The following is a 25,359-nucleotide window of genomic DNA, read 5'->3' on the forward strand; positions in this document are numbered from 1 at the left end:
GGCGAAAAAAAACCGCTCTAGGCGGCTGTGTTTGAGTGGCGCAGTGATCAGGCGTCGACATCGTCCACGGGGGGCTGAGGCTCTTCCGCAGGCACGGGCACCTCAATAGGCGGCATCGGTACAACGGGAGAATCGGGCACCAGGATGTGCAGAGTGATCATGTGCTTCAGGTCATACGGCTTGTCGTCCTTGGTCACCGTCACCATCAGCACGCCTTCCTCGAATTGAATGTCCACATCTGCCCGACTGTCGATCTGGTTCATCGTATAACCCCAGCCGTCATCAGCCGGTGGAAACGGAACCATGCCCAGGCATCCAGTCACCTGGTACACACCCACTGTTTTTCGTGAGGACTCGACCTGACCTGCGCCGGCGGTAACGAAGTCATAGGTAGCGCCCGTGGCGCCGAGGATGTTTATCGCTGCTCTTGCCATGATCAAATCGCCGTCAGGGTGCCGTCAGCGGCACGGGTGGTATTGCCAGTGTTGTAGGTCATCCGCCAGGCCTGCCACACACCGGCAAGTTTGGCCCTGGTATGCACAGAGCCATCTGTTTGCGACCTGAATTCCTGAATGACGTAACTGTCACTGACTGGTAGCGAGAAAAGCCAACCAAAACGGTGACCTGTAGGCGCGCTGTAACCGTTGTTGATGTAGCAGTACCCAAAAGATGTAAGTACGTCCAACCCGTAATCATTAAAAACTTGCATAACGCCAAATCCATAGTCTCCAACCTTGAGTACTCTGCCTGATGTTATGTCAGAGGTACCCACCGTCAAAGTTGCGTTAGACGCCGTCCCAAGCAGAGCCTGGCGCGCATACAGCTCCGTAGACATAGCGTTGATTTTGGAGCTTGCGGTGCGCGGAGGATCACCACCAAAGCCATTTGGTGCTGCGCCTAGGATGATCTCTTGTCTTGCCATTTAATAACGCCCCCTAATTAATATCACACAACCATTTTGCCAACCATTAAGGGAATACCTAAATACGTTGTATTCCCAACCCCTACCGTAATTGCAGTAATTTGATTATTTGGATAATCCCAAACAAAATATAGCTGCCTTGGTCGAAATTCTGAGCCACAAAGAGGCATCTCGAGATTATTTATTAATACATATTCGCCACCACCCAAAACAAAGGGCGCCTTAAAATAACACCGAGTAATTCCTTGAGAATCATAGTTCCAGCCAGTATAAGTCCAAGTATTAGTACTCCTTACAAAAAGAGAACTTGGTGTACCACTATCAAACAATGTCACCCCAGAAGATGAAGAGAGCCTTAAGCCATATTCGCTTATAGGCTTTGCACCAAATCCAGCAACATACCACTTCCCAGCAGGATTTATATTATACAAACTGTACTTGCCAATACCAAAACCAGTCCAATTCCCGGGTGAGCCAAACAGGCCTGGAAGCATGCTAATCGGACCATTAGCCGGATCTGGCCTAATGAAAACAAACGGCTGCTCTTGTGTAGTTATTGGACTAGGAAAATAGACTTGAGCTGTACCATTCGCACCGTCAGGTGCATAGCTTCCAGAGTACAGAATAGATAACCGTACAAATTCAGAGTCTAGAATCACCCGATTATCATCAGCATTTTGAAACATCAACCCATACGAATCTGTCATTTTATTTAAATCTCACCACGACCAATCGCATTCCAGCATTAGAGTATGAAGATGTGCCATATGGATCACCCCGTATAGTACGCCACACTCTGACGCCGCCACTTATAACTTCTGGCTCAAGTTGCTTATCAGAGCTTCTATCTATTGATTTATTCGGAATGCAAAAAGCAGCGGAGTTACTTGAGTTAACCCCCTCAATAGAAATATCAAAGTATTTTCCAGCTGGGTATGCGCTTGGGTTTATGTCAGCAGTGTATGCCACCCTCATAGTAAATGCGGTCGGGGAGAGTTGCGGCTCTCCGGCCGCCCCCCATGTCCAAAGCCCGTATTGGTCCATTATGAAAGCCTCCCGACCATAGTCCTCTTAACGCCGCCAGCGTCGAATACAGATAGACCGTCGTTATTGAGAAGTGATGACCCGCCAGCTCCTGAACTACGCAGCGTGAATGTCCCCGCCTTCACATCAATCTCCATTAGCGGCCTACCTTTGGAGTCGACGGCCTCAGATCGAATTGTCATACCCAGGATGATCTGCTGGACAAATACCGTGCTGATGATCGCGGTATTGAAAAACACTTGATTACCTTCGACGACGAACATCGGGATCACCTTGCCGTCGATTTCATTGACAACTGAGAAGCGCTGAGCGAAGGCGATAATTTCCGATGTATCGCCATCAGATCCAAGTGCCAGACCTGCCATGACCTTCTTGCCGTTACTGAGGGTCTCGACTTTGAGGGTCTTCATTGCCGACACCGTACCATCGGTGGCGGCGACGACCTTATTTGTCTCCTGAATTGCAGCCGTGTTTTCGCCCGAAGTAGCTTGGACAGCTCTAATCTGCTCGCCCAGTGCTTTGTCCGCACCAGCCATGACCCGGTTCGTGTCCTGAATTGCAGAGGCATTGGCGCCCGCTGTCGCACGTACCGCCTCTATTCTTTCAGCCAGTGCTTTATCAGCATTGGCCAGGACGGTTGTTTCATACTTGAAAGCCGCAGCATTGCTTTCGACCTTGGCGTCCATCGCCGTAACTCTGGATGCAACAGCCTCAGTGGCGTTCGCTGATGCCCTGGCCACGTCGATGATGCTCGCCGCGTTCTGGCCTACCTTTGCATCAAGGCCGTCTGTCCGTTGCGATTGAGCAAAGTCCCGATCTGCAATCACAGACATCAGCGACCAGGCACCGACGGATGTAATGGTGTCCCCTGCACTGCCCGCCTCGTTCCCTGCCGACTCTGCCTTGATCGTCGCGTAAACGCCGTCCAACTTCTCAGCGGTGGCTGTGACCTTCCCGTTCACGTTATCGATGGCCGACTTGTTCTTGCTGATCTCCAGGGCCATAGCTTCGTTGGTTTCGGCGATGGTGCCCATGTCATACCAGTAGGTGGCATCCGGCGGCGTGGTATTGACCGGTACCGCTTTAGTTGCCTGGAACAGGTGTTGGCCAACGCGGACCATGTCGCCCTTGGCGTAGGTCTTGGCCGGGTCATACTCCAGCGCGTCGACGATCTCATTGATGAGGTCGTTGAACTCCTTCTTGGCCTCCTCCAGGCGCTCATTCACTGAGCCGGGGCCATCGCCCGTAATCAGCTCAATCTCCTCCCGCAGGCTCTGATACAGGGCCCCCTTGCCGATCTTGTCCGCGAAGTACTTGTCGTACTCGGATTGGTCTGAACTGGCCCGGCCACTCACTGGACCGGTAACGGGGAAGAAAGGCCCGATGTTGCCGGACCGATCCACTAGGCGCGCCCAGAAAAACAGGCTCGCCCCAGCAAGTAGGCTGTGCATCTCATGCTTGGCCTGCGGATAGCTGAAATCACTCAGCTTGACCGCCGTAGTCAGGTCAGCCGACTGGCTGTACCAAAGTTCTGTCCGCTGCGTGTCCTCTGCACCAGGTGGAAAACCCCACTGGATGCCAATGCCGTAGACCAGACTGGTAGTGCGCAGGAACGACACCGCCGGCGGCAGGCCGACCTTGCCTTGCAGATTGGTCAGGTTGGAGCTCTTCCAGATCGACGATATCTCGAAAGCGCTTACCGAGCGCACCCGCGCAAGGTATGCGCCCGAGTAGATGCCAGTGACGTCTACGCTGGTAGAGCCCGTACGCTGCACCTTGATCCAGTTGCCGCTGTCCTTGCGCCATTCCACGTCATAGGCGACCGCGCCAGCGACAGCGGGCCAAGAGATGTTCATAGTGCTGATCGCGATACCCTGGTTCACGGCGTAACTCGAAGTCAGCGTGACGCTCGCCGGAGGCGGAACCACGGTGATCGGGATAACGCTGATTGGGCGTTCTTCCAGCCGCGCGCCAGTGTCGATGTGCGCAAACTTGCTCGGGTCGTACTGCACCGCCGAGATCTCGAACACTCCAGGCTCTGGCCGGGCCACGCTCACCACGCGGTAAAGCGGGATAGCCAAGTCGTCAGCATCAAGAGCCCAGACGAGTTCTGGCTCCGGCACCACGGAGTAAGCCACCGTCACTGTGATTTGTCGGCCGCTGACCAGCTGCACTGTGCGCCCCTCGCACTTGCCGTCGGGCAGGTTGAGGATCAGCCGGTCGCCGGGCGTGGCCTGGGTGTCGCGGTCCAAGGTGATGACCCTGCCGTTCACCGCCGAGATACGCCCCCCAACGGCGCGGCCGGCCAGCAGCTCGTCAGCAATCGGGATCACGTACCCCGGCAACGGAATACGGCCGTCCAAGCCCACCTTAAAGGTAACGGCCCGGTCCTTGGAGTTTGTGAGCAGCGCCCACTTACCGCGGCGCTGGGCTTCTGATTCGCGAGTGCAGCCAATCGCGCTTATCTCCAACGGATTGTCGCCATAGCGCCGCTGCAGCTTCTGATCAGTCACGGCGGTGACGTCGGTGTCGTAGTTGTTGAGCGGGTTGTCGTAGCTGACCAGCGCGCGGGTATAGCGGGTGCGCTCCGACGCGCTGGAATAGGTGAATTTGCCATCGAGCACGTTTGCCCGGGTATAGGCGAAGTCGAAGTCCATGGCGCGCGGCATATCCGAAAGGGTGAACACTTGGCCCTGAGCCCAGTAGGTCATGCCCCGGTAGATCGCCGAGATGTCACGCAGCAGAGACCAAGCGTCAGCCTTGCTCTGCAGGTTCAAGTTGCAGATAAAGCGCGGCTCTTGGCCACCCTTCCCGTCCGGCACCAGTTGGTCGCAGTATTGCGAGATTCGGTACAGCTCCCACTTGTCCACCATCCACGGTTTAATGCGACGACCAAGGCCGAAGCGGTCAGCGGTAGTGATGTCGTAGGTCATCCAGACAGGGTTGTCGGTCCAGGCCTGCTTGAAGGTGCCGTCCCAAACGCCATTGTAGGAGCGAGACACAGGATCGTAGTTGCTCGGCACCTGCATCTTCTTCAGCTTGGTCTCGACCGTGACGGCCGGAATGCTGCGGAACTGCTCGGCCGAAAACTCGATGTAGAGTAGCGCGGTATTCGGGTAACGAATCTTCGCGTCGATCACCTCAGTGAAACCAGCGATCTGCATGGTGTCCGAGATTTTGTTGTTGTTCTGGTTGGGTGTCAGCCGCGTGATGCGCATTAACCAACCGGAGGTGGCCTTGGGCAAATCAATACGGCGGGTACGCTCGTAAAGGCTGGTGGTCTTCCCCGACACAGCCTCATTCAAGACTTCCTGATAAGCGCCACCATCAGTAGCCAGCTCGACCTTGTAGCCGATCGCATAACCGTTGATGTTGCCACCCGCATCTACGGATTGCAGCGCCGGCCAGGCGAAACGAACGCGCACGGCAGAAAGCTGGGTGTTGCTGATTGCTCGCACCCACGGCGTGCCACTGCGTAGCTCGGTGCTGATCGTTGTCTCGTTCTCGACCGAAGGAATGCCCTGGATGTAAGACTGGTCTACCGCCCCGGTGCGCCACTCCCACTTCACGTTCGGGAAGTTCATGTTGCCCTGAGGGTCTTGCAGCGGCGTGTTGTCGAGGTAGATGTCCTTGGCCGTTGGCGTGCCTTCGAATTCGCCCTCTCCCACTGCGATCAACATTTTGGCGACGGCAACGGAACGCAGACTATCCGGGGCTTCCGTTGGCGTTTTTGGCTTCTCTTCGCCGCCCTTGGCGCCGTGGATGTCAATCTTGTGTGCTGCGCCCATGCTTTCCTCCAGGCAATAAAAAACCGCCTCATGGGCGGCTGCGTTGCTACGGGTGAGGCTACATCTGGTCTTCGGCGTAGATGGCGGCACTGATGATTGCGCCGCCCACTCGCCGCTTGCCGTAGCACAGCGGTACCGGGTTACCGGATGCCGTGGTGTTCTTGGCGCTACCGAAGGCGTAGCCGGGGGTGTTCCCTGGCGCCGCGCTGGTCTTGAGTCCGCCGGCCTGGGGGCTGAGCATTTGGATTACGCCGCCTAGCACCATCGACCCACCCATCATGATCAAGGCTGAGCCAAAAGGTGCGGCCGTGCCGAAGCTGCCGCCTGTGATGACAAGGCCGACAACGATCAGAACCGCGCCGATGATGGTTTGCAGTGCGCCGCCGCGCTTGCTCCCGGTGATGATCGGAGCGATACGGATGTCCCCCTCACCGGTAAAGCCAAGCTCCTTTTCCGCCAAATTATTCTTGCCTCGAAAAACGGCGAACTCAACCCCACGGGACTTGGCGTTGGACAAGAAGCGCTCGAGTCCTGGAATTTGCACGCACAGGGCTTTCACCGCTTCAGCTGGCGTCCTCACAGCCATCCGGAAGGACCGCCCAAACTGTCGAAGTTGACCATAGAGCAATATCGTGGTCATGGGCTGATGATTGATGGCAAGCGCCGCCATGTGCTTTTCTCCGGGCAATAAAAAGGCCCGCCTAAGCGAGCCTTGAAAGAGTTGATTTTCAGCTACAAGCAGCCTTGTAACGCTGCCAGTCTTTTATTGGCGATCCAGTTGCGAACTACCACATAATACTTGGCAACCGAGCCAGCCCCTTGAGGCTGGATATCGACGAAATATTGGGTGCCTTCTGTAAAAACGGTGTATCCACCGTCGCGCCCCGGCTGAAGCGTCGCGCCGGGCGTGCCACCGAAGATCGGTTGATTCTGCCATTCGTAGTGAACGCACTTAGCCAGTGCGGCGTCGGTTTTCTTCGAGGTCAGTACCTTGTACGGCCCCTCCTGACGCGCTTCGTTTATCGTAGGCGCCATGCACCCCGCCAGCATCGCCACCGCTACCGCCGCTATCAAAATCCGCATGTCGCTCCCTCTTTGGTTTGGCAGGACTGTAGCGCTGAGGAACGGATGCAAAAAGCCCAGCGCGAGAATGGGCATCGTAAAGGTCAATGAGTCAGGTTCGTCGGAGATCAGATTCGATCCATCATTCCTATTATCCTGGCAACCTCCGCAATATGCTTCTGTGTTTCAGGACGACCTATATGAATCCCCAAGTCATAGTCACAATTGCACCTGTATCGCTTCAGTTTATCTAGGGTCACAGCAACGGCTTTTGCCTTCAGACTGATGGCAGCCATGCTGCTAGTAAGGCTTTTGTGAGATCCGCCATCTGACGCCTGCACGATCCTAATGTTCTTATCTTTTAGTAATCTCCGGGCGCGATGGTAAGCCGAGTAATACGCTCTGCTACCAACATTTCGAAGCAAAATCTCGTCATCGACTCCCTTCTCTATCTCAGAAGTGGCATACAGCATGAAGTCCTGGTCTGTAACTGGCACTTACGCCTCCTTGTCTTCGGGAGTCGTCCCTATGGTGATGTATTCAGAAAGAGGGTTATCAAATTTAGCGCAAAGAGCTTCGGTAATTTCCCAATCAACATCAATCAGAGTTTCAATATCTGCATCGACTATATACTCAAACGAAACGCCCCACTCATTTGCTGTGAGCCGAAAGTTTTTTAGTCTTATGAAATGCTTTCTGACTATCTCGGACGCACGCTGAATTCGCAGCGCCACCTCCTTTTCGTCAACACCGTGAGCTTCAAAATAGTCTGCAGCCGCGACTAAGTGAAAAACATTTGCAGATGTGAGCGACTGGACATCGGCAATGCCCATACTGTGAAGCTGCGTCACGATCTCCTTTGCTGTTCTGAATAAACCAAATTGTGTTACAGGCTCTAGCGCCCTTATCAAATTCGTCGGATTATCTTTCGGATAACCAAAGGAGAGCATCTCAAGTACAAATGTAAGATTACTTATTGACGGCCCAATACCCGCTCTCGTCGCGTACCAATTCCAGTCTTTACCAATTAGTCCAGCGTGCATATTGAGCATCCGCTCGGTAGCATCGATATCCTGCTTGAAACTGAAAATTACTGCCCTCAACAGATAAGAATGGCGGGCTAGCTCTGGCGTTTTCTCTGCTTTTTCAAGGTCACGGCGTAAAGCGTGCCAATCGAAGTCATTAAGCTCGCCGGTTTCCACCAGCTTTGACCACATCGCATTCACCCGCTCCGCGAGTTCAGTTGCGTTTTTCTGTGCTGGGGCGACAGCCATGAATCCTCCTACGATCAGCAGAGTAATCTACCATTACCAATAGCCTAGGACGCACTGGACACTTAGCCAGCAACAAAACCGCTCGAGGTGACGAGTTAGTTTATCTAGGCTGCCTAACCCCACCATAAACTCTTCGGCATCAAATGGTTGCTTGTGCATCGTTGTGCCTGAGAATCAGGCGCGTGCGATCGAACCATGGGCCACCGAAAACTATGATCTCACTTGGCCGGCCGTACAGATGGTGCATCAGGAATGGGCCAGGTCCAAACGTGCCAGACTCTTCGCCGGGCAGCGCCGGATCTGCACCAAGGTAGATCCCTGCATGATTAGGATGAGCCGTCCGCCCTACAGCCATGACGATCATATCGCCGCGTTGCGGTTGGCCGACGCACATAAATCCGGCGGCCTGGTAGTGCGCCTCGTACAGACTGGTGTTCTCCGCACTCTCCCACCAGCCATCCGCACGCTCGAAGGCGTCAAATTTCAGCCCCCATTCGCGCTGGTACCAGTCGGCGCATACCTGCCAGCAGTCCCAGGCACCGTGCACGAATGGACGGTTGAGCAGCGGCGTGCTGCCAGTTGGCGTGATCGTGCGCAGGTCGCCCTCGGGCCAACTTAGGATGTACCAGGGCAAGGCCGTGGTCTCACACATGGCCAGGTCGTGCGGTGAAGGCCTGCTGGTAGCGTCCGGGTGCGAATGAACAATGCCGATGACTTCGCCCAAGTCTTCCGCTGCGGCGTAGTCCTCAGGATCGAGTCGAAACTCTTCATTCGGCTCCATGGCAATGTTCCTGCACGGGAAGTACTTCTGCGTGCGGCCCACGGCCAGCAGCAGGCCGCAGCATTCACGGGGGTATTCAGACGCCGCGTGCGCCTGGATGGCCGCAATGATGTGCTTGCGCAAGGTCAGCTCCGGGCAATGAGGGATACGGCGGGGAATCCGCCGAAGGACAGTTCGTTGTTCTCGCCGAAGCGCAGCTTGCAGGACGACAAACAGCCCTTGCACTGGTCAAGTGCAGAGTCGTCCGTGGGGTTGTCCTCGTCGTCGAACATGGCCGCGCCGGTGTAACCGCAATCAGGCCCGCGGTAACCATTGGTCATGGCCCAGTGGCAGAACGTCGTCATCTGGCGCCCGGGCAACGCGTGATTATCGATCTCTCCGGGAGACGACAGCTCCCAGACCACCGCTTCGCCGTCCTCGCTGGTTTTCTGGTCGATGTACCAGATCTCCAGCGCCTCCTGGGTCGGGTCGGCAGTGGGGTTGCCTTCGGGGAAGTTGGCCGCGTCCAGGTACTTGGCCAAGGTCTCGCGGACCGTCAGTTTGAACTTGAGCATGTCCTCGAAGGCCAGGCACAGTGCGGTGACGCGGCCGTTGACGTTGCCAGCGGCGAACGTTGGACGAGTGGCCGTGCCATCGCTGCTGGAGCCAATGCCTTCAATCTGTACCGGCCAGGCCGCGTACTCGGCGCCTTGCCACCAAATTGACTTGGCTGGCAGATCCTCTTCCGAATGCTCGTAGGCCAACAGTTCTTCGGGCGTGTGCGGAATTGTATGCCCATGGAAGCGCAGGTAATCCGCGCCGTACTCGGTGCCGTCAATTTCGAACAGGCGAATCTCGCCGCCGGGCTCCAGTTTCTGGATGTCCGTGATCAGTGCCATGGGCGGTTATCTCAGGGGTGAAAGGTTTGCTGGAAGGTGGCGGTGATGGCGTAGACCTGGCCTCCACGGTGCACAGGCTTGTAGCCGTTACACTTGTAGAGACCAAGCTCGCCAAGGGGCGGCGTCCAGAGAAAGCCTTTTGCCCCCTTGTGCCGGTCGAGGAACTTCCTGATTTCCAGGATACGGGATGCCATACCGGTGAAGGTCACCGGCCAAGATTCCGACTGATTATTGATCCCGTCCTCGACCGACTGCTCGTATCCGTCGCCGAACTTCTTGGAGCGAACGCGCTGGGTGATTTCCCCCTCCGCGCCCTTCTCCGTTGCCCAGGTGAATCGCTCAATTGCCATCAGCGCCCCTTTATTGCTTTGTTGATGACGCCGCCCTGGCCCATGTCTTTGTTACGCAGCTGCTGATATTTCTGCTCGACGAACGCGGCCAGCTCCTTGCCGAACAAGTCATACCCGGGCGTGTCAGCAGTGGACGACGCATTGCCGTCACCGTCGATGTGTACCTCGACATTGATTTGCGTTGCTCCCACCCCGCTGCCCCCCATTGCCATAACACCCAGCCTGCCGCTGGATGTTCGGGTCAGCGGCATGATCGCCTCTGCTCCAGCCTCACCCATGACGCCGGTTTTGCCATTGGCCATACCGAACGCTGTAGGCTTGCTGACAACAGAGTTGGTGAACGCTCCGCCGTCGGCGAACATCTGTACGCCGCCCGACCAGGCACCACCCTTGGCCTGAATGCTGCCAGGGGTGAAGTTGGATAGGTCGGTACCGGTATAGCCAGCAGTAGTGGAGCCTGCCGACGCTGCGCCGCCGAAGTACGAACCTGCGGCAGACACACCGAGCCCTACAAGGGAGCCGAGAAGGCCAGAGGTTGCTTGCCGAGTAGCAATGCGAGCCATGTCCGCGAGAACCGACTTCGTGAAGTCAGCAAACGACAGCTTCCCGGTCATGGCAAAGTTGACGACCGAATCCTCCATCGAGCTGAACGCATTGCCGAACAGGCTCTTGGTCTGCCCGGCTACGTTCTGCGCCGAATCCAAATAGTTGTCCCAGGCCGCCGAAGCCCCCTTCGTCCAATCTCCCTGGGCGTTCTCCACATCTGTGTAGTTTTGCCGGATCTGGTCAGTAGCAGCCTTGTTCGCATCTGCGAGCGCCTGCGACTTACGCTTGAACTCTTCCTCTGACATGTTCCGCGACGGGTCTGATTTCTGATTGGCCAACTCCAGTGACTGCTGCGCGAACCGGTCCTGCTGGTTGTTCAGTTCGCCGCTGAGTGCGTTCTGGCGGTCACCTTGTCCCACGCCAAGCACTGCGCGTTGGCCGGCCAGCTCCAAGGCCCTCTGTTGCTGCCCCAGTGCCTGCACGTAGGTGCTGATCGCTCGCTCCTGCTTCGCCAGGCGACCGGTCTCGTTGGTCGCCAGGACTTCAAGCTGGCTGTCAGCGTCTTTCTGCGCTTTGACCATCCCCGCGCGCGCGTCAGCGATCTTCTGGTCCAGCTGGATGCTTTGCGCGGCCGATGTGGTCTTCTTGCCCTTGGCAGCCTCCAGAGCGGATATCTCGGCCTCGTAGGCCGCCGTTACCTGGTCGCGCTCATTACCAATCAGGGCTTGGCGCCGCAACAGGTAGTCTGCCTCTGAAATAAGCCCAGCCTTTTGCGCTGCGTCCAACTGCTTCTGGTAGTTTTTGTAGTCGGCAGCGATAGCCGCGAGGTTGTTCTTCGCGTCATTGAAGCCGGTCAGATCCACGCTGCCGGCAGCAACCGCGGGGTCTTTGTTCTTGTCCTTAATGTTTTGGATCGTCTTAGCCACATAATCTGGCTGGACGAGCGGACTGTCCGGGTTTGCTTTGCGGAGATTTTCGACTGACCGCTGGTAATCTTTGATCAGCTTGTTGCGTTTCTCTGCATTGGTCAGGTTTGAATCGCTGATTGCCTTGAGCTTCTGCTCGGCATCAATCCCTTCCTGCTGAACACGCACCTGATCCTCTTGGGCTTTGGTTCGCTGATCGCCAACAAAGACCATAAGCTGAAGCTGATACAGTTCCTTCTCAGAAGCCGCGAGTTTCTTTTTGGCGTCAGTGTCATCCGGGTCAGCTTCGAGAGCACTTCGAGCATAAGCCGCACTTTGGGTAAGCTCGGTAATCCGTTTGGCCGGCCCTTCATCGCGACCAATATTTTTTATCGCGTCGAGGGACTTCTTGGCCTCATCCGTGATGCCTTTCCACGCCCTTTCGATAGTGCCGAGATTCTGAGTGATCTCACCAGCCCTGCCCTTTACGGTGTCGGCGTAAGTGTCGGTCAAGAGCTTCGCTGCACCAATGGTGTCGCCCTGCTCCTTAAGCGCAACAATCTGTGAATAAACCGAGGCGGTCAGGAAGTGATACTGATCATTCAGAGACTTCGCAGCAGCAACTGGGTCCTCAGCAATCTTGACGAACTCCGCTACCGTCGCGTCTACAGACTTCCCCGTCGCTTTCTCCATCGCCAAGGCGGCTTCTGAAATTTCAACGAAGCTCGTACCCGCAATCTTTCCATTGCCTGCCAGCGTCGACAGCACCTCTGCGGCCTGGCCAGTAGTACCGACCGTTGCGCTGATCTGACGCGCCATATCGCTCAGTTGGCCCGCACTCACACCGGCGTAATTGCCTGTGAGGATCAGCGCCTTGTTGTAGTTATCTTGCTCTTCACTGCCTTGATGGTAGGCGTATGCAAGACCGCCTACGGCGGCGGTAGCCAGAGCCAGCGGTGTCAGGATCGCAAGTAAGCCAACAGCCCCTGCACCCGCGCCAGCGCCCAACTGAGCCACGGCGCGAACACCGCTACCCCAGTCGCCCGAAGACAATGCATTGCCCAACTGAACAACGTTTTCCTGAGCTTGCCGAGTGCCCAGGCGCAGCTTGTCGAAACCGGTATTGGTTTTTTCGAGCTTTGCGTAATCCTTATCGATATTGCTCAGGGCTTTGTTGTAATCCTCCTGGCTCAAGCGCCCAGCATCCAGATGTTTGCCCAGTTGCTCTACCTGGGTGTCCAGCTTGGCCAGGGCCGCGCGAGCCGGGTCGATGGCACCCAACAGACTGTTGAGGGCCTTCTGCTCATCCATGGCGGACTTGGCCAAGGCCACCTGCTGCTTGTCGAGCTGCGCAGATATCTTCGCTGCCTCGGCCTCGCCATAGGCGCCGGTCTTGGTCAGCTTAGCGAGAGCGTCGCGCTGCTTTGCCAGGTCCTGGGTGGTTTTGGCGCTGGTGGACAGTGACTTTTCCAGCGCCTGCATTTCGTTCATCAGCGAAACGGCGGACTGCTCGGCCCGGCCGCCGGCCTTCGCCATATCATCCAGGCTCGTTTTAGCCTGGATTGCATCGGCCGAGTCGATCTTGACGCCGAGTTCTGCAATGTTCATCGACTCACCTTGAATAAGTGCCCGTGGTTACGGGCTGTTTTCCCTTTCCTCCGCCATGACGCGCAGGGCCTCGCCTTCCAGCACCTGCAGGTCCGGGAAGATTTCAGCGAGTTTCTTTTTCTTGATGCCGAGGAAGCTGGCAACATCGCGGATGCAGTTGTAGTCGAGGCCGATCGCGCCGCCGGCGCCCGCACGCCACTGCGTCGACATCCTGTTGAATAGGTAAAACGCTGGCCAGTTGCAGGGCCATACCTCGGTCACCTCTTCAAGGTCACCCGGGGAAAGCCCAAACAGACCCATCAGTTCAGCGGGTGCCGCCGGCGCGTAGAGTGCGCGGGCGGCGTCTGTCAGTTTCCCAGGCGGGCCTGGCTGAATGCGTTCTGGTAGGCGTTCACAACTGACTCAGCAGCGCCCTGGCAGGACTTCACCAATGCCAGGATGCTCTTATCGTCGAACTTGTCATCGAAGCCCCAGCCGACCACCAGGTCCTTGATCTGCTGCGCTTGCTGCTCAGTGTCAGCGGCTACGATTTCGGAAAGCGTAGGCGCATCGCCGAGGGCGGCCTGTGCCTCATCGCGCTTCAGGGTCCATTCATCGAACAAGGCGGCAAGCCCTGGACGATCCCGATACTTGAAGGTGAACTCGATCTTCTCGGGCTCGCCCCCAACGATAGGGATCGACACGAAGGCCTTGAACGTCGGGTTTTGGGCGATTCTGATCTTTGCCATGGGTTACGCCACCGCAGTCAGGTAACGGGTCGGCTCGCCCTGCAACGCCAGGTTGACCGTGCGGGTCAGCAAGTTGCTGCGGGACACAGTCGGCTGGTTGGAGAACGAGGTGAAGGCTCCGTAGAACAGCGTGTCGTTGCCCGGCAGGTTCAGGCGCGCAGCCTGAATGGTCTGGCTGGCATCTGCTGCACGCAGGATGGCGTTGAACGCCTGCCCCGGGTCATCAGCAATGGTCAGCGCCAGGCTTGCGGCAGCCTTGTCAGTTGGCATCTGGCGGCCCTGCTTGTCTTCCAAGAACACCACGTCCAGATAGTTCTGGGTTCCGCCGGCGAAAGCCACATCGGTGATTTGCGGAATCTGTACCCAGGTCAGAACCTTTTTCAGCGAGCCGATGCCAGAGCCGGCTGGGTAGACCTGCACGTCGGTGGTGTCGATCCCTTCGAGGGTGATGGCAGTGGCAGTGGCAGCTTTCACACGCACAACCCGATTGCCCAGCCGAGTCCAGCCAGATGTGACGATCACGATGTCGCCAGCCGACAGTGTGCCGCCAGTCACAGTGGCCACAGCCTCAGCCGCGTTGCTCAGCGCCGAAAACGGGATATCCGGGCCATAGGTAGCACCGTGCTGGAAGGTGCCACCGTCCGGAATTTTGTAGCCCATGGGTATTTCCTCTTTGCAGATATGAAAAAACCCGCTCAATGGCGGGTTCGTGGGTTTGCCCAGTGGGCGGGATCAGTTCGTGTCGGCTCGGTACAAGAACGAGACCGGGACGGTGTAGGTGGAATCGCCGGTGATGCCAGGGCCCGGGTCGACTGGCGACATGGTCACCACGGTGACCGAGCCCTTCTTGTCCCTTCCGTATAGTGGGAACAGAGCTGTCAGCTCGACCACAATCGGGTTTGTTTTAGTCTTGCCGGTGCCCGCTGGCGCGATGATGCTCACCTGGAACACGCCGGTGAAGAGTCGGTGATCGCCACCGAGCGTGTTGCTCGCGGTGTCGCCCGGGATAGTGAAGGCTCGCAGGTAGGTCTCGCCCTCCGCCGGCGTGTAGGCCGTGTTCTCGAACACGATCTTCAACTTCTCCGGCCTGGCAGCGTTCCAGGCGATCAGCTTTGTCTCGTAGATCGAGGCGATAATTGCGTGACTCATACCTGGTTGTTCCTGATGGCCTCCAGCACGATCTGCTGGAAGCGAGCCACGGTTACCCGGACCATGCCGCCGGGGGCCTGGGTGGAATGGCCGAACTCCAGCGGAATCGCGTAGGGCAAATTATTGATGATGTAGGCCATCTGGCCGGCAGTGAAGTCGCTCATCGCGGCTACCAGCGCCGCGGTAGTCTCGGCGCCGCTTGGGTCCACCTCGTCGAAGGTGACGTTCTCGACCATGCCAAGCGAGATGTGCCAGTTCGCACGGAACCTGCCGCCGACGTAGCCCTCTGGCGCCTTGATGTCCATGCCGTCGTTGAGCTTTCGGCCCTTCTTGAGCCTACCGCCCTTTTTGAGGTTGTCCGGGTCGCTGCGCAGCGCGCTGTTGTGATCGTCGACGGCCTTGTTGTACTGGGTGGCCACTGAGTTCTGCGCCCAGATCTCCGGGTTACCCACGGGGGACATCCGGATCAGGCTGCCGCCGACCTCAATGATGATTTCACGCACGCTGGCATCGATGGCTTCGCTAGTCTGCGCGGCGAACTCGGCCAGGCTCAGGGCGAAACTGCCGGATTGGCCAGCGCCTGCTCGGCTCACGAGCGCACCTGCAGCTCATACAGGATTGGCGTCCCGGCTGGGTTGACCTCTTTCAGCGGCGGCACGATTGACCAGGTGCGGCCCTGGGCCACGACTTTGTCGAGCAGACTAGGCACCCAGGCCAAGCCGTGCGCGGCGATTTTGAGCTTCTTGTCGCCCTGTTTGATGAGGCTGTTGTTCTGGAGTTCTTGCCCGGTGAAGTCGAGCAGGATGCCCTGGGCGGTTTGCTCGACAGTTGCGCCGGGCGCTGGGCCGCCCATTTCAGGGTCATACTCGCCCAGCTCCGTCTTGCTGATGGTCACGGACTGGCCGAACTCCGTGATCATCTCCAGAGCCATGACGGCCATTTCGTCGTAGAATGCCATGCTCATTTACCCAAGGAGGAAATATGAATTACGGAACGATAAGTGACGACCTAAACCGGACTTCGCGAGAGATTCGTGAAAATACCAGCGGTACAGGGAAAAGCCTTGAAGACAAGTTCAAGGCGAGAAATTCCTATCAAACTGCCTTTGAAAAGACAGGGTTCGGCGCCAAAGCTTCTAAGGAAATGGCAGAGCGAGACTTCCCTTTAGACCAGCCCGTGTCTTTCGATAACTTGGATAAGGCTGTGAGGACTATTAAAGATGGGGACCAAGCCATCAGAGATGCGTATCCGTTTCTGGACATGTATGAATTGTCCAACGACTGATCAAGCCCTAACAGCAAACAGCCCGCGTTTTTGTAGGTAGTCGGCAAACTGCGTTGCACTTGGACGGTCCGGCGCCGCCGGTAGAAGCCGGTTGCTGGTGGACGGGATCGCGGCGTACTGCCGCGTCACCGCCCCCTCAACACGATCCAGCAGCACGGCACCTTTGCGCTTCTCCACCGGGTCGATATCGTCCTGATGGATCTCGGCGGCGAGGGCCATCTGCCCGTACTGGATCCGCGCAGGAAGGTAGTTGTTCGGCTTGATCTCATGATCAAGCCGCACTTCCCGGCGCGGCCAGGACAGGGCCTGCTCGCTCTTCGTCTTACGCCCCTTCCAAGTCATGCCATCCATCGCCAAGGCAGCCCGGCGAAGCAACGCTTCCTGCGCTGGAACACCTTGAGGAATGACAGTGCCAAACTTCACGGCATACATGGCCAGGTCCTCGGCGCTCGCGTAGCTTTCGGCGTCAGGCTTGCCGGTGCCGTCCTCGATGATTAGTGTCATGCGTTTACTCGCTGAATGGGTTAAGACGGCCTGCTCGCTTTACGGAATACTGAATTCGACCAAGTGCGCACACGATGGAGTGCCCATAACCCTAAACAGAGTCAATGCAATAAATCGCCGGTCAGCCTAGTAGTTAAGAAATTCAAAGATCAGCACGTGTTTTGAGAAAGATCAGGTATCGAGCATCTTCAGTTGCGAAAATCTCTGGGCCAGCGCCCATGTATGCTCGCATCAACTCGTCTGCTGCAGAGTCTTCTTGACCGTCATCGAACAAAACCTGCCCAAGACGCAGATGCAAAAAGGGATTTCCGAGACCACCAGGGCAGGTCATTGCGTATTGCAAAGCTTCGCGAGCTGAGGTTTTGAATCCGGACAAGAAACACGCATCAGCGATAGCCGCCAGAATCCAAGTTGCGGCCTCCCAATCATTTTTGGGTGAAGGGATCATTTCCCAAGCCTTGTTATATTCTGTCACTGCTGCCTCAAAGCAGCCTGACTCAGCGAGCAGATCTCCGGCACTACTGAATTTCTTTATTTGCTCGTAAAGCTCAGGATTTAGCTCTCCATTTTCGCTCGTCATTATCCACTCCATAGATTCGGTGAAGTTCAGAAGTAAGAACCTATCTGAATCACGCCCTATTTAGTAGGTTTCTGAAGATCTCACGAAGCTTTTGCTTTGCCCTTTATTAGCCTTGCCTACATCTCAGTCGTATCACGCCCCGCTCAACTCGGCGACAAGCTTTTCCAAGGAGTCTTTCGAAGCGTTGGCCCGGTACTGGACATTGGCTTCATCGAGTTTGGCTTTCAGCGCCTCGATTTGAGTGGCCTCATCCGCCGGCGGTGTGGTGGCGGCCTTCTTCAGCGCTTCAACCTCGCCGCGCAGTGCGTCGACAGTCAAGGCAAGGCCGTCACGCTCAGTAGTCAGGTCACCTACTGAGGCATGGATGCTTCCCAGCACTTCGAACAGGCGCAACGCCAGTTCACCAGCCTCTGGACGGCGGATTTCGCCAGCCTCAAGGCCACCAATCAGGATCTCGATCGATCCATGTTCAACCCGCATAGTCGCGATGACTTTTTCCAGTTCGGCCTGGTTGGCACCGCCAAAAATCTGCACCCGCTTGGCCTCTTTCACCGACACGTCAATACCGGCCGCTTCGTATGCGTCGATCACGCTTGGCCAATCGCCAATCACCAGCACGCTGGTCACGCCGGCTTCGGGCTTATCGAAGTGTTCCGGATTGCGGTAACGTTTCTCCGGGTCGAAGCCATTGAGCTGGTTGCTGTAAGTCAGTTCCATGTGTTTTTCCAAGGCGGCCATTGCTGACCGCGCGTTGAGTTTTTGGGTTAGCCGCCAGTTGCCGGAGGCGTCGCAGTCAAAGTGATCATCACGCCGGCGGTTACCTTGTTGCTGCCCGCGTGCTTGACCCAGTTGGCAGCGGAGCCGACCGCGGCCAGGGTTGGGTTGGAACCGCCAGTGGTGGCTTTCCAGCTGTAACCCAGCACATCGATATTCACGGTACCTTCAGCGCGGTAGCCGATGCTCAGGTTCTCTTCGTCGTTCACTTCGTAGGAACGGAACCCCGGGGCCTGCGACTCGGTGATGGTTACCGCGTTTGGCAGCAGGCCGAAGATCACGTCCGCCGGCGCGGTATCGGTCACCAGTACAGGCTTGCCCAGTGTGCCCGGCAGGCCGCCGTAGATCACGACACCCGCTTCTTCGTAGATTTTGTTGGTGATCGCTTCGTCGACGATGTCGAAGTAAGCGCTGGAATGCATGACCCACAATGCGATACGGCCGAACTTGTCGCCGAATTTGCGCATGCCGCGAGTCAGGGTCTTCTTGCCATCAGTCTCGATGTTGGCCGAAACCACCATATCAGCGTTGGAGCCAATGGCAGCGCGCAGGCCAGCAGTAGCGTACTGGATGAAGCCTTCCAGGGTCGCGTCAGCAACATCGGCACCGACGATCTGGGAGAACTCCTCGACCGGACGACCGCGGCGCTTGAACGCTTCTTCGGTGGTCTGGTATGGGCCGTACTTCCAGGGAGCTTTGACGCCGACAGCTTCGCCGGCGCTGATCTTCTTGGCAGTTACCTTGCCGTCAGAGTTGACGTCACGATGCTCCAGCGAGCCGTTCAGCTTGTAGAGAGCGCGCTTGCGGAAGTCGCCTTCGATCAGTTCGTTGTCCAGCACCATTGCGCCGTTGGACGATGCGTTGAACACATCCAGGTTGTCCTGGACACGCTCGAGGTATGCGGTTTGCGCCTCATCGTTGTAGATGATCAAGTCGCTGTTAACGGTTGTAGCCATGGGTCAATCCCCTTATTTGGGCAATGCGAGATATGCGGTTTGGCCGTGCTTGCGCTGAAAGTCGCGCTTCTGCTCGGAGGTCATTTCGGAGCGCTTGAATGCAGCCTTGCCGCCACCCCCGCCCGGGGCAAATGTCCCTGAAGCCCTTGGCCACAGATGAGGTGCGCTCTCGCGCAGAGATTCCGCCCATTCGAGCGGAGTCAGAGGGGTCTTGCCGTCTTTACCGAGGATGACCTGGCCGGATTCATCAACGGCGACTGCATCGCCATCTTCGTTAAGGGTGAACACGCCTTTGGCGCGCAGGATGATGTCGTCGGTTGCTTCAGGTAGAGCGCCAGCTTTCAGTGCTGCTCCGCGCACGGAGTCGCCCAGGACTTTGCCCTGGAACTTGGCCGCGAAGGACTCAGCCTTCTCGGCGCGCTCGCTGATGGTCTTCAACTGTTTGTCGTAGTCACCGCGCAGGCGCTCGGTGCGACGGTTGAAGACCTCGTCCACCTTGCCCTCAGTCAGCAACTTGGTTTCTTCATCCTGGCCAGCACGACTGAGCAGGCCTTTGACGGCGTCGATGTCGATACCCTCAAACTGAGTTTCAAACTGAGTCAGCTTGCCGGAGGTTTCCTTCAGCTTGCCCAGCAGCTCCGAGTTCTTGGTTTTCAAACCCGAAACGGATGCTTCAACGGCAGTCGCGATAGCGGCCTTGATTGCCGGGTCTTCCAGGTCGATTTCGTTTTCTTCTGCCACGTTGGTGCACCCCTTGGGTTTAGTCGGCCCGCTTTGCAGGCAATAAAAAACCGCCCGGAGGCGGCTGGTTGAATGTGTTCGGTTAAATCCCGGCCCTCTCAAATGCCAGCGGCTCTAGTCCCTTCATCTGAGCCAGAGTTAGCGGTGCGAAGTTGCGATCAAGCTGCAGCTCGGCGAATCGCTCTACGGTCAGCCCTCCCTGCCGGAACAGCTTGGCCCGGGCGGGGCCGATGGCGACATCCTGAAACGAGGCTGGCTGCTGCTGGAGCCAGTGGTAGTAATCGAGGTCAGCACTGACCTGCTGTCCGCCATCAGCACCCACCGAGGCACGCGTAGCGCCCTTGGCGAACATCACGCTGAGCTTGGTCAACAGAATGAAAGTAGTACGGCAATTCGGGTGAAACGGCGGCCGAGGGCCGGACTCCACGGGAAACTTGCGCTTGTCCATTGAGCGGCATAGCTGACTGGTCTTGCTGTCCAGCGTGGCCACCATCTGGATCTCTTGCACGATATCCGTGTTGGCCTTGGCCACCTCCATCCGGGCCTGGGACGACACATGCTGAATCGCGGTGTGCACGACCGTGGCGGCATTGCGGTTGGTGGTCGCCAGGATGCCGTCTTTATACCCTGCCGCCTTGGTGCCGCGAATGTTGCGGATGATCTGAAAGTTCGTCTGCCCTTCGAAGAAACCCTGCCGGATCGTGCCGGTGACGCGCTCGCGCTCGGCGCCGGTCCAGCCCATGATGAAGGACTTCAGTAGCTTCCCGCCGCCGGTGCCGCGCACACTGAGTGGATTCGTCAGCACTGCCGAACGGATCGCAGCAGCCGTTGGTGCCACCACATCGAGCGACACGCCAACCGGCGCCGACCTGGCAAGGTTGGTCGCCTCAAATTCGGCCTCGTAGTTGGCGATGTCCACCAGGTCCAGGTTCAGTTGCGCGCTGTAGCGGTCGAAGATGCCCAGCAGCAGGCTATCCACCTCCTTCAGCAGCGCTTCCAGACGCTTGACGTTGTACTCGGTCAGGTCGGACTGGGTCAGCCGATCCCGTATAGACCGGTCAATCTCCTTGAGGAAAGGAGCAAACTTGCCGACCTCCCCTGCCTTCAGCTTTTCGAGGAAGACCGCATGCCGGATCGTGGCATCAAGTACTTTCGGATTTACCGCCATTTGGTTTGTCCTCGTCGTCCAGCCCTAGGCCGTCACCCTGCTCCTCCAGTTCACCGTCGATCTGCAGGTCAGTCCGCTCTGGCGCGATCAAGCCCAGCTTTCGCAGGTAGGCCCGAAGGTCTGCCTTGGCAAATCCGCGTTGCTGCCACAGCCCCACCAAGGCCGTGATCATCTGCGGGTCAGCAGTGAGCTCGACGAACTCTTGGTTCACCTGGTACGCGACCTTCTTGTCTGCAACGCCCATGTAGGCGCAGCACCACATGATTGCTCGGGTGTAGGCCTCGCTGACGTTTGCCACGCAGCCTGCGAGCACCGAAGTGGATGCCGACTGATCGCCTCGGGACTCGGTAGCGGTCTTGGTGGCAAGTGAAGCCACCACCATCCGTGCGCCGAGTTCGATCATCATCTGGTTCTTATCGGCCATTGCCTCCTTGACCAGCGTGTTCGGCGCCGGTTGCGCGTAGCCGAATGCACCACCCGCCGGCAGCATCATGGGAGCCCTGGAGCCAACATAAATGCCGTTCTTCTCCATCCAGTCGCGCCACTGCTCATCCAGGCCGCTGATCCACGGCTGAGCCTGACCACACCAGAAGACACTGTCTTCGTAGTCAGCGCTGTTCCGGTAATGGCCCAGGTTGATCATGGCGATGTCGTAGAGCGGCGATTCATCGATGGTTGGGTCGTTGTTCTGCGCGCCGACGAAGGTGAATGGGATCTCCTTGAGGCGACCGGTTACGCCTTCGGGCTTGAATTCGTCGGTGACAGCCAGGGGCCCACCGCCTTTCGGACCGGATCGGCGCCAAACACGACAAACGAAACCGTCGTCCTCTAAGGCAAGTTCCCGGTACTGCTCAGCCGTCTTGAAACCAAAACCGTCAGGAATTTCCGGTGACTCGCGGAGCACCACCAGGGTAAGCACGCTGTGACCGTTCACCATGCCCGTGCGCCAGTTGATGATGTCTTCAGCGCAATAGGACAGGATCACCGAGTGCCCGCCGATACCATCGTCTTGGTGGTAGTCGACGTAAAGCCCGTGGCGCCCAGCTTCAAGCACCTTCTCCAGCGTCCCTTGGGAGTGCTGGTAAATACTCACCCCGGAGCCGTTGGCGTTGTCTTGCAGGTATTCCAGCTTCGTCGGCACCGTCAGCGTCGGGTCTTTATGGAAGGCCAGGCCCAGCAACCCGTTACGGGTGTGCCCAGTGGCGTTCTTGAACACCGCCCGCTCGCGGTAAGCCCGGTTCCGGTCTTCGTTCTCCGGCGACTTGTCGTGCGCGTTGATGTACGGCAGCCGATCGATAACCCGGTGCTGGCCGGCGCAGACGTCGCGAATGGTCGCCCAGCGGTCCAGCACTGCCGTGTATTCCGCCCGTTTGAAGGAGACGTCGTTGCTCATCGGGCGTATCCCATTTTGATAGAAGTGACGATCGCTTTGATCGGATAGCGCTTGGCGATGAAGTAGCCGGCGGCGTCGTTCATATGGTCGTGACCCTTTTTCGGATCTTTGTCCGGCTCGCCCTTGTCGGTGTAGGTCTGTCGCTCCAGGCACAACGTGAGCTGAGGGCACTGGTCGATGTTGACCTTCAGTCGTCGCTCGCCGTAGGCGTTAAGGAACATGGCGTTCACCGAGTTCACGCGGTCTTTCACGCCTGGGTTTGTGGAGTCGACGATCACCGTGAATTTTGCTTTCTTCAGCAGCGACAAGTCGGACTCGCTCGCGTTTTTGCTGCTGGTGTTCTGCCCACTGGCGTCGGGATACACCGCCACCGAGTGCCCAGGGAACCGTGTCTGGATCTTCTCGATCATCTCAGGTGTGTCCCGCACGCCGTGAAACTCATCAAGGGCCATCGGCAGATCGTTACGCACGACGTAGACGACGGCGGCCATTTTCATGACGTTGAAGTCCATACCGATGTGCAACGCCTCGCCCGGTTTGATTCGCTCGCTGGTTCGGCACTCGTCGCGATTGAACGTGTAGTAGACGACGCCCGCGTAGTTCTCAAAGCCAGCTTCGTACTCTTGCCGGAAAGTGCGCGGGTCCATTTTCCGGCGAGCCGCTTCAAGCTCTTCAGGAGGAACGTTTCCCCCCTGCAATGACGTGTACTGCCAGCTCTTGTGGTCCGGCTCGCCGCCTGGTTTACCGTCCAGATAAGTGTCGTAGCAGTGGTTGAAGCCCTTGGGCGTGCCGATTCGCAACGCATGCCCGCCCTTACGCATACCAACGCCTGGAATCTGGTACTGACAAGTCGATAGCATCGGCCGCAGTACTTCTTCCCACGCAGCCCACGGGCAGTCTGCCCATTCATCCACCAGGACAAAGAACAGACCGGAGCCCCGCAAGTTGTCGTAGTTGTCGAGCCCCACCACGCGCATGACGTGGCCAGACTTGAGGGTGATCGAACATTCCGTCTCGTTTGGACGGTGTGCACGCCATGCTTCAGGAATGGCCTGCTTCAGTCGCCGCCAAAACACGCGCTTGGCCTGTTTGAAGGTCGGTGCGCCGTACCAGATCTCATCCTCGACGCTAACACCCCACTCCGCGGCCAGGCGAGCTGCGCGGCGCATTTCCGCCTTGCCAAGGAACGTTTTACCGAACCGTCGGCCACACACCGCATCGCGGAAACGAGCCTCAGGCTGGAAGCCCCAGCAGTAAATGTTCGCCTGCTTCGGCGTCAGCTTTACCGGCGGGTCAAAGGTACGGGGTAACGGGGACATTCTCATCAGGCTCCAGCGTGTATTCAGCAACGGCGTGCTGCTGGTCCGCGTGGGAGCCAAGTGGTTTTTCAGGTTCGAGGCGGCGATTCACGTAGACGTCGCCCACCTCTTTGGCGGCCTGCTCGTAAAGCTGTGCAGTCAGCGCCAGGTTGCGCATGTTCTCGGCCTTCTCTGCCATCCGCCCCAAGCCGCGAAGCCTGAATGCTCGATTGGCTATTGGGATCTCGGCCGTGTCCTCGCGAAAACGCTTACGGGTATCTTCAAACACGGTCCTCCACTTCACACCGAGATCGCGTCCGGCGTACTTCGTGGGGTCATACAGCTCGCATTGCTGACGCGTCACTTCGAGGCCGTATGTTTCCTTGACGGCCAGTACAACTTGGGAGGGTGTATCGAAACAGGCAAGGGCCTGCACAATGAAGCGCTTAACCTCATCTTTCAGGGCTGCCATATGGGTTTATTCCGTCAAGGTCCTGTCAAGGATCAGGCCAACTTGAGCAGACAGGTTCCGCAGGCCCTCGCAATGTTCAATTTCCCCACCTCAGCAGGACTGTTTGCAGCATCCACCAACGCCTGAACGTCAGGGCTTGCACCGTAGCGGCGAACCACACCGACGAACTCTTCGACGTCGTGACCCTGAAGCTTCAGCTTGGGTGCGCCGTCCTGGGTGAAGGCTGGTTGACCGTACTTATCGGTCGCCTGGGCGATGTGATAAAGCTCGTGCTCCAGGAGCGCACAGAACTCAAGGTCGCTGCACTGGGCGCAGTAGTCGGCAGCCAGCGTGATGATGAAAGCCGGCACGTCGCCGAACCAATCACGCATCTGTTGCTCCATCCGGGCTTTCTGCCAGCCGCCGGCGCGGAACGCTACCTGTTCGGCTTGGCCAAGCACTGTCCTGCCCTGCTTCTCGAAACTCGACGACGCCCACATAACTCGTATGTCTGCATCCAGTAGATGGGCATGGTCTTCGTTGTGAATGCTGCCGGTGTCGGAAAGGATCTCGGCTTGAAGCCACTCCCATACCTCGGGAGCTGGGATCAGGCGAGCACCTACGACAGATAAACCGGACAGCTCAAGCAGTGATGATGGAGGACCCGGTCTAAACATTTAGCGTCACCACTTGAAACAATCTCAATATGCCACCACCTATTCCTTGAACTCAAAAAAGGAATTTCAAAGCGATGCCGAAGATGATCTGCTTAGCTAAAAATAGTTGGCCGCCTACCGCTACGGTTCTGCATTTTTCAGACGAGGACGTACCGGTGATTTTGATTCTGGATGCCAAAGCAGCTGTGAAAGTCGCTATGGACCAGTTTCACGCAAATGAGAGCAGGCCAAAACGTCTAGCTACGAACTACCAAACACTCTCAACTACAGGGACGCTTTATATTCCAATGCTGCACGTCAATTTCGACGGCACAGTTGAATTCAGTGACGGCAGGCACCGCACCTTGACGCTGGACTCTATGGGGTTCGCAACCGTGCCTGTGCTGACCAGCCTGAAGAATGCAAACACGATTCAACATCTGTGGGGCTCCATCGCTACTGCCAACACTGAGTACGACTTTCCTGACCCACACGTAACAAAATTCATCGGCATTTAAT

Annotated in this window: 29 protein-coding genes; 2 read left to right on the forward strand and 27 right to left on the reverse strand. The window is 57.3% G+C overall.

Annotation, left to right across the window (positions count from 1 at the left end):
* Positions 1-47: 47 nt before the first annotated feature.
* The 17 genes from ACLBW8_RS06275 to ACLBW8_RS06355 form a co-directional block, all read right to left on the reverse strand.
* Positions 48-434, reverse strand: a complete 387-nt coding sequence (locus ACLBW8_RS06275; protein WP_447804908.1) for a phage tail protein — start codon at positions 432-434, stop codon at positions 48-50.
* A 2-nt stretch (positions 435-436) separates the two neighbouring features.
* On the reverse strand, positions 437-922 hold the full coding sequence (locus ACLBW8_RS06280; RefSeq protein ID WP_447804909.1) for a pyocin knob domain-containing protein: 486 nt from the start codon (positions 920-922) through the stop codon (positions 437-439).
* Positions 923-945: 23 nt separating this feature from the next.
* Positions 946-1,629 carry a hypothetical protein gene (locus ACLBW8_RS06285; RefSeq protein WP_447804910.1) on the reverse strand — a complete coding sequence of 228 codons (684 nt, stop codon included), beginning with the start codon at positions 1,627-1,629 and terminating at the stop codon, positions 946-948.
* Between the two features lie 336 nt (positions 1,630-1,965).
* Entirely contained in the window at positions 1,966-5,754 is a 3,789-nt protein-coding gene (gpJ, locus tag ACLBW8_RS06290; RefSeq protein ID WP_447804911.1) for a TipJ family phage tail tip protein, read from the reverse strand.
* A gap of 58 nt (positions 5,755-5,812) precedes the next feature.
* Positions 5,813-6,424, reverse strand: coding sequence for a tail assembly protein (locus ACLBW8_RS06295; RefSeq protein ID WP_447804912.1), 612 nt, complete (start codon positions 6,422-6,424; stop codon positions 5,813-5,815).
* Between the two features lie 62 nt (positions 6,425-6,486).
* Positions 6,487-6,912, reverse strand: a complete 426-nt coding sequence (locus ACLBW8_RS06300; protein WP_447804913.1) for a hypothetical protein — start codon at positions 6,910-6,912, stop codon at positions 6,487-6,489.
* A gap of 401 nt (positions 6,913-7,313) precedes the next feature.
* Positions 7,314-8,090 carry a hypothetical protein gene (locus ACLBW8_RS06305; RefSeq protein WP_447804914.1) on the reverse strand — a complete coding sequence of 259 codons (777 nt, stop codon included), beginning with the start codon at positions 8,088-8,090 and terminating at the stop codon, positions 7,314-7,316.
* 139 nt (positions 8,091-8,229) lie between these two features.
* Positions 8,230-8,994, reverse strand: a complete 765-nt coding sequence (locus ACLBW8_RS06310; RefSeq protein WP_447804915.1) for a C40 family peptidase — start codon at positions 8,992-8,994, stop codon at positions 8,230-8,232.
* A 2-nt stretch (positions 8,995-8,996) separates the two neighbouring features.
* Positions 8,997-9,749, reverse strand: a complete 753-nt coding sequence (locus ACLBW8_RS06315) for a phage minor tail protein L (RefSeq protein WP_447804916.1) — start codon at positions 9,747-9,749, stop codon at positions 8,997-8,999.
* A gap of 11 nt (positions 9,750-9,760) precedes the next feature.
* Complete coding sequence (locus ACLBW8_RS06320) at positions 9,761-10,099, reverse strand: phage tail protein (protein WP_447804917.1); 339 nt, start codon at positions 10,097-10,099, stop codon at positions 9,761-9,763.
* A complete protein-coding gene (locus ACLBW8_RS06325; protein WP_447804918.1) occupies positions 10,099-13,158 on the reverse strand; it encodes a phage tail tape measure protein in 3,060 nt (1,019 codons plus the stop codon). The genes ACLBW8_RS06320 and ACLBW8_RS06325 overlap by 1 nt, the downstream gene beginning before the upstream one ends.
* Before the next feature lie 27 nt (positions 13,159-13,185).
* The gene (locus ACLBW8_RS06330; RefSeq protein WP_305438148.1) at positions 13,186-13,458 is read right to left on the reverse strand and encodes a DUF1799 domain-containing protein; all 273 of its coding nucleotides are present in this window, start codon (positions 13,456-13,458) and stop codon (positions 13,186-13,188) included.
* Positions 13,459-13,505: 47 nt separating this feature from the next.
* Complete coding sequence (locus ACLBW8_RS06335) at positions 13,506-13,886, reverse strand: phage tail assembly chaperone (protein WP_447804919.1); 381 nt, start codon at positions 13,884-13,886, stop codon at positions 13,506-13,508.
* A gap of 3 nt (positions 13,887-13,889) precedes the next feature.
* The gene (locus ACLBW8_RS06340; protein WP_010211415.1) at positions 13,890-14,546 is read right to left on the reverse strand and encodes a phage tail protein; all 657 of its coding nucleotides are present in this window, start codon (positions 14,544-14,546) and stop codon (positions 13,890-13,892) included.
* A 72-nt stretch (positions 14,547-14,618) separates the two neighbouring features.
* Entirely contained in the window at positions 14,619-15,035 is a 417-nt protein-coding gene (locus ACLBW8_RS06345) for a phage tail terminator-like protein (RefSeq protein WP_447804920.1), read from the reverse strand.
* Entirely contained in the window at positions 15,032-15,628 is a 597-nt protein-coding gene (locus tag ACLBW8_RS06350) for a hypothetical protein (protein ID WP_447804921.1), read from the reverse strand. Before ACLBW8_RS06350 ends, ACLBW8_RS06345 begins: the two co-directional genes overlap by 4 nt.
* Complete coding sequence (locus tag ACLBW8_RS06355) at positions 15,625-15,993, reverse strand: hypothetical protein (RefSeq protein WP_447804922.1); 369 nt, start codon at positions 15,991-15,993, stop codon at positions 15,625-15,627. The genes ACLBW8_RS06350 and ACLBW8_RS06355 overlap by 4 nt, the downstream gene beginning before the upstream one ends.
* A gap of 23 nt (positions 15,994-16,016) precedes the next feature.
* Here ACLBW8_RS06355 and ACLBW8_RS06360 point away from each other — a divergent pair, with 23 nt between their 5' ends.
* Positions 16,017-16,319 carry a hypothetical protein gene (locus ACLBW8_RS06360; protein ID WP_447804923.1) on the forward strand — a complete coding sequence of 101 codons (303 nt, stop codon included), beginning with the start codon at positions 16,017-16,019 and terminating at the stop codon, positions 16,317-16,319.
* On the opposite strand, the gene ACLBW8_RS06365 is transcribed toward ACLBW8_RS06360, so the two are convergent.
* From ACLBW8_RS06365 to ACLBW8_RS06410, 10 genes are all read right to left on the reverse strand, one after another.
* Positions 16,320-16,823 (reverse strand): DnaT-like ssDNA-binding protein, encoded by a 504-nt coding sequence (locus tag ACLBW8_RS06365; RefSeq protein WP_447804924.1) that lies wholly within the window; start codon positions 16,821-16,823, stop codon positions 16,320-16,322.
* Between the two features lie 142 nt (positions 16,824-16,965).
* The gene (locus ACLBW8_RS06370; RefSeq protein ID WP_447804925.1) at positions 16,966-17,403 is read right to left on the reverse strand and encodes a tetratricopeptide repeat protein; all 438 of its coding nucleotides are present in this window, start codon (positions 17,401-17,403) and stop codon (positions 16,966-16,968) included.
* 132 nt (positions 17,404-17,535) lie between these two features.
* Positions 17,536-18,120, reverse strand: a complete 585-nt coding sequence (locus ACLBW8_RS06375; RefSeq protein WP_447804926.1) for a hypothetical protein — start codon at positions 18,118-18,120, stop codon at positions 17,536-17,538.
* Positions 18,121-18,167: 47 nt separating this feature from the next.
* A complete protein-coding gene (locus ACLBW8_RS06380; RefSeq protein WP_311903502.1) occupies positions 18,168-19,133 on the reverse strand; it encodes a major capsid protein in 966 nt (321 codons plus the stop codon).
* Positions 19,134-19,145: 12 nt separating this feature from the next.
* Positions 19,146-19,874, reverse strand: a complete 729-nt coding sequence (locus ACLBW8_RS06385; RefSeq protein WP_447804927.1) for a hypothetical protein — start codon at positions 19,872-19,874, stop codon at positions 19,146-19,148.
* A gap of 82 nt (positions 19,875-19,956) precedes the next feature.
* Positions 19,957-21,042: a phage minor head protein gene (locus tag ACLBW8_RS06390; RefSeq protein WP_447804928.1), complete on the reverse strand. Its 1,086-nt coding sequence runs from the start codon at positions 21,040-21,042 to the stop codon at positions 19,957-19,959.
* Positions 21,017-22,435 (reverse strand): DUF4055 domain-containing protein, encoded by a 1,419-nt coding sequence (locus ACLBW8_RS06395; protein WP_447804929.1) that lies wholly within the window; start codon positions 22,433-22,435, stop codon positions 21,017-21,019. Before ACLBW8_RS06395 ends, ACLBW8_RS06390 begins: the two co-directional genes overlap by 26 nt.
* The gene (locus tag ACLBW8_RS06400; protein ID WP_447804930.1) at positions 22,432-23,754 is read right to left on the reverse strand and encodes a phage terminase large subunit family protein; all 1,323 of its coding nucleotides are present in this window, start codon (positions 23,752-23,754) and stop codon (positions 22,432-22,434) included. Before ACLBW8_RS06400 ends, ACLBW8_RS06395 begins: the two co-directional genes overlap by 4 nt.
* Complete coding sequence (locus ACLBW8_RS06405; RefSeq protein WP_447804931.1) at positions 23,729-24,205, reverse strand: DUF2280 domain-containing protein; 477 nt, start codon at positions 24,203-24,205, stop codon at positions 23,729-23,731. Before ACLBW8_RS06405 ends, ACLBW8_RS06400 begins: the two co-directional genes overlap by 26 nt.
* Positions 24,206-24,237: 32 nt before the next feature.
* On the reverse strand, positions 24,238-24,861 hold the full coding sequence (locus tag ACLBW8_RS06410) for a putative metallopeptidase (RefSeq protein WP_447804932.1): 624 nt from the start codon (positions 24,859-24,861) through the stop codon (positions 24,238-24,240).
* A gap of 74 nt (positions 24,862-24,935) precedes the next feature.
* On the opposite strand from ACLBW8_RS06410, the gene ACLBW8_RS06415 reads away from it, so the two are divergent.
* On the forward strand, positions 24,936-25,358 hold the full coding sequence (locus ACLBW8_RS06415; protein ID WP_447804933.1) for a hypothetical protein: 423 nt from the start codon (positions 24,936-24,938) through the stop codon (positions 25,356-25,358).
* Position 25,359 lies beyond the last annotated feature (1 nt).

The organism is Pseudomonas sp. M5A4_2d (assembly GCF_053345295.1).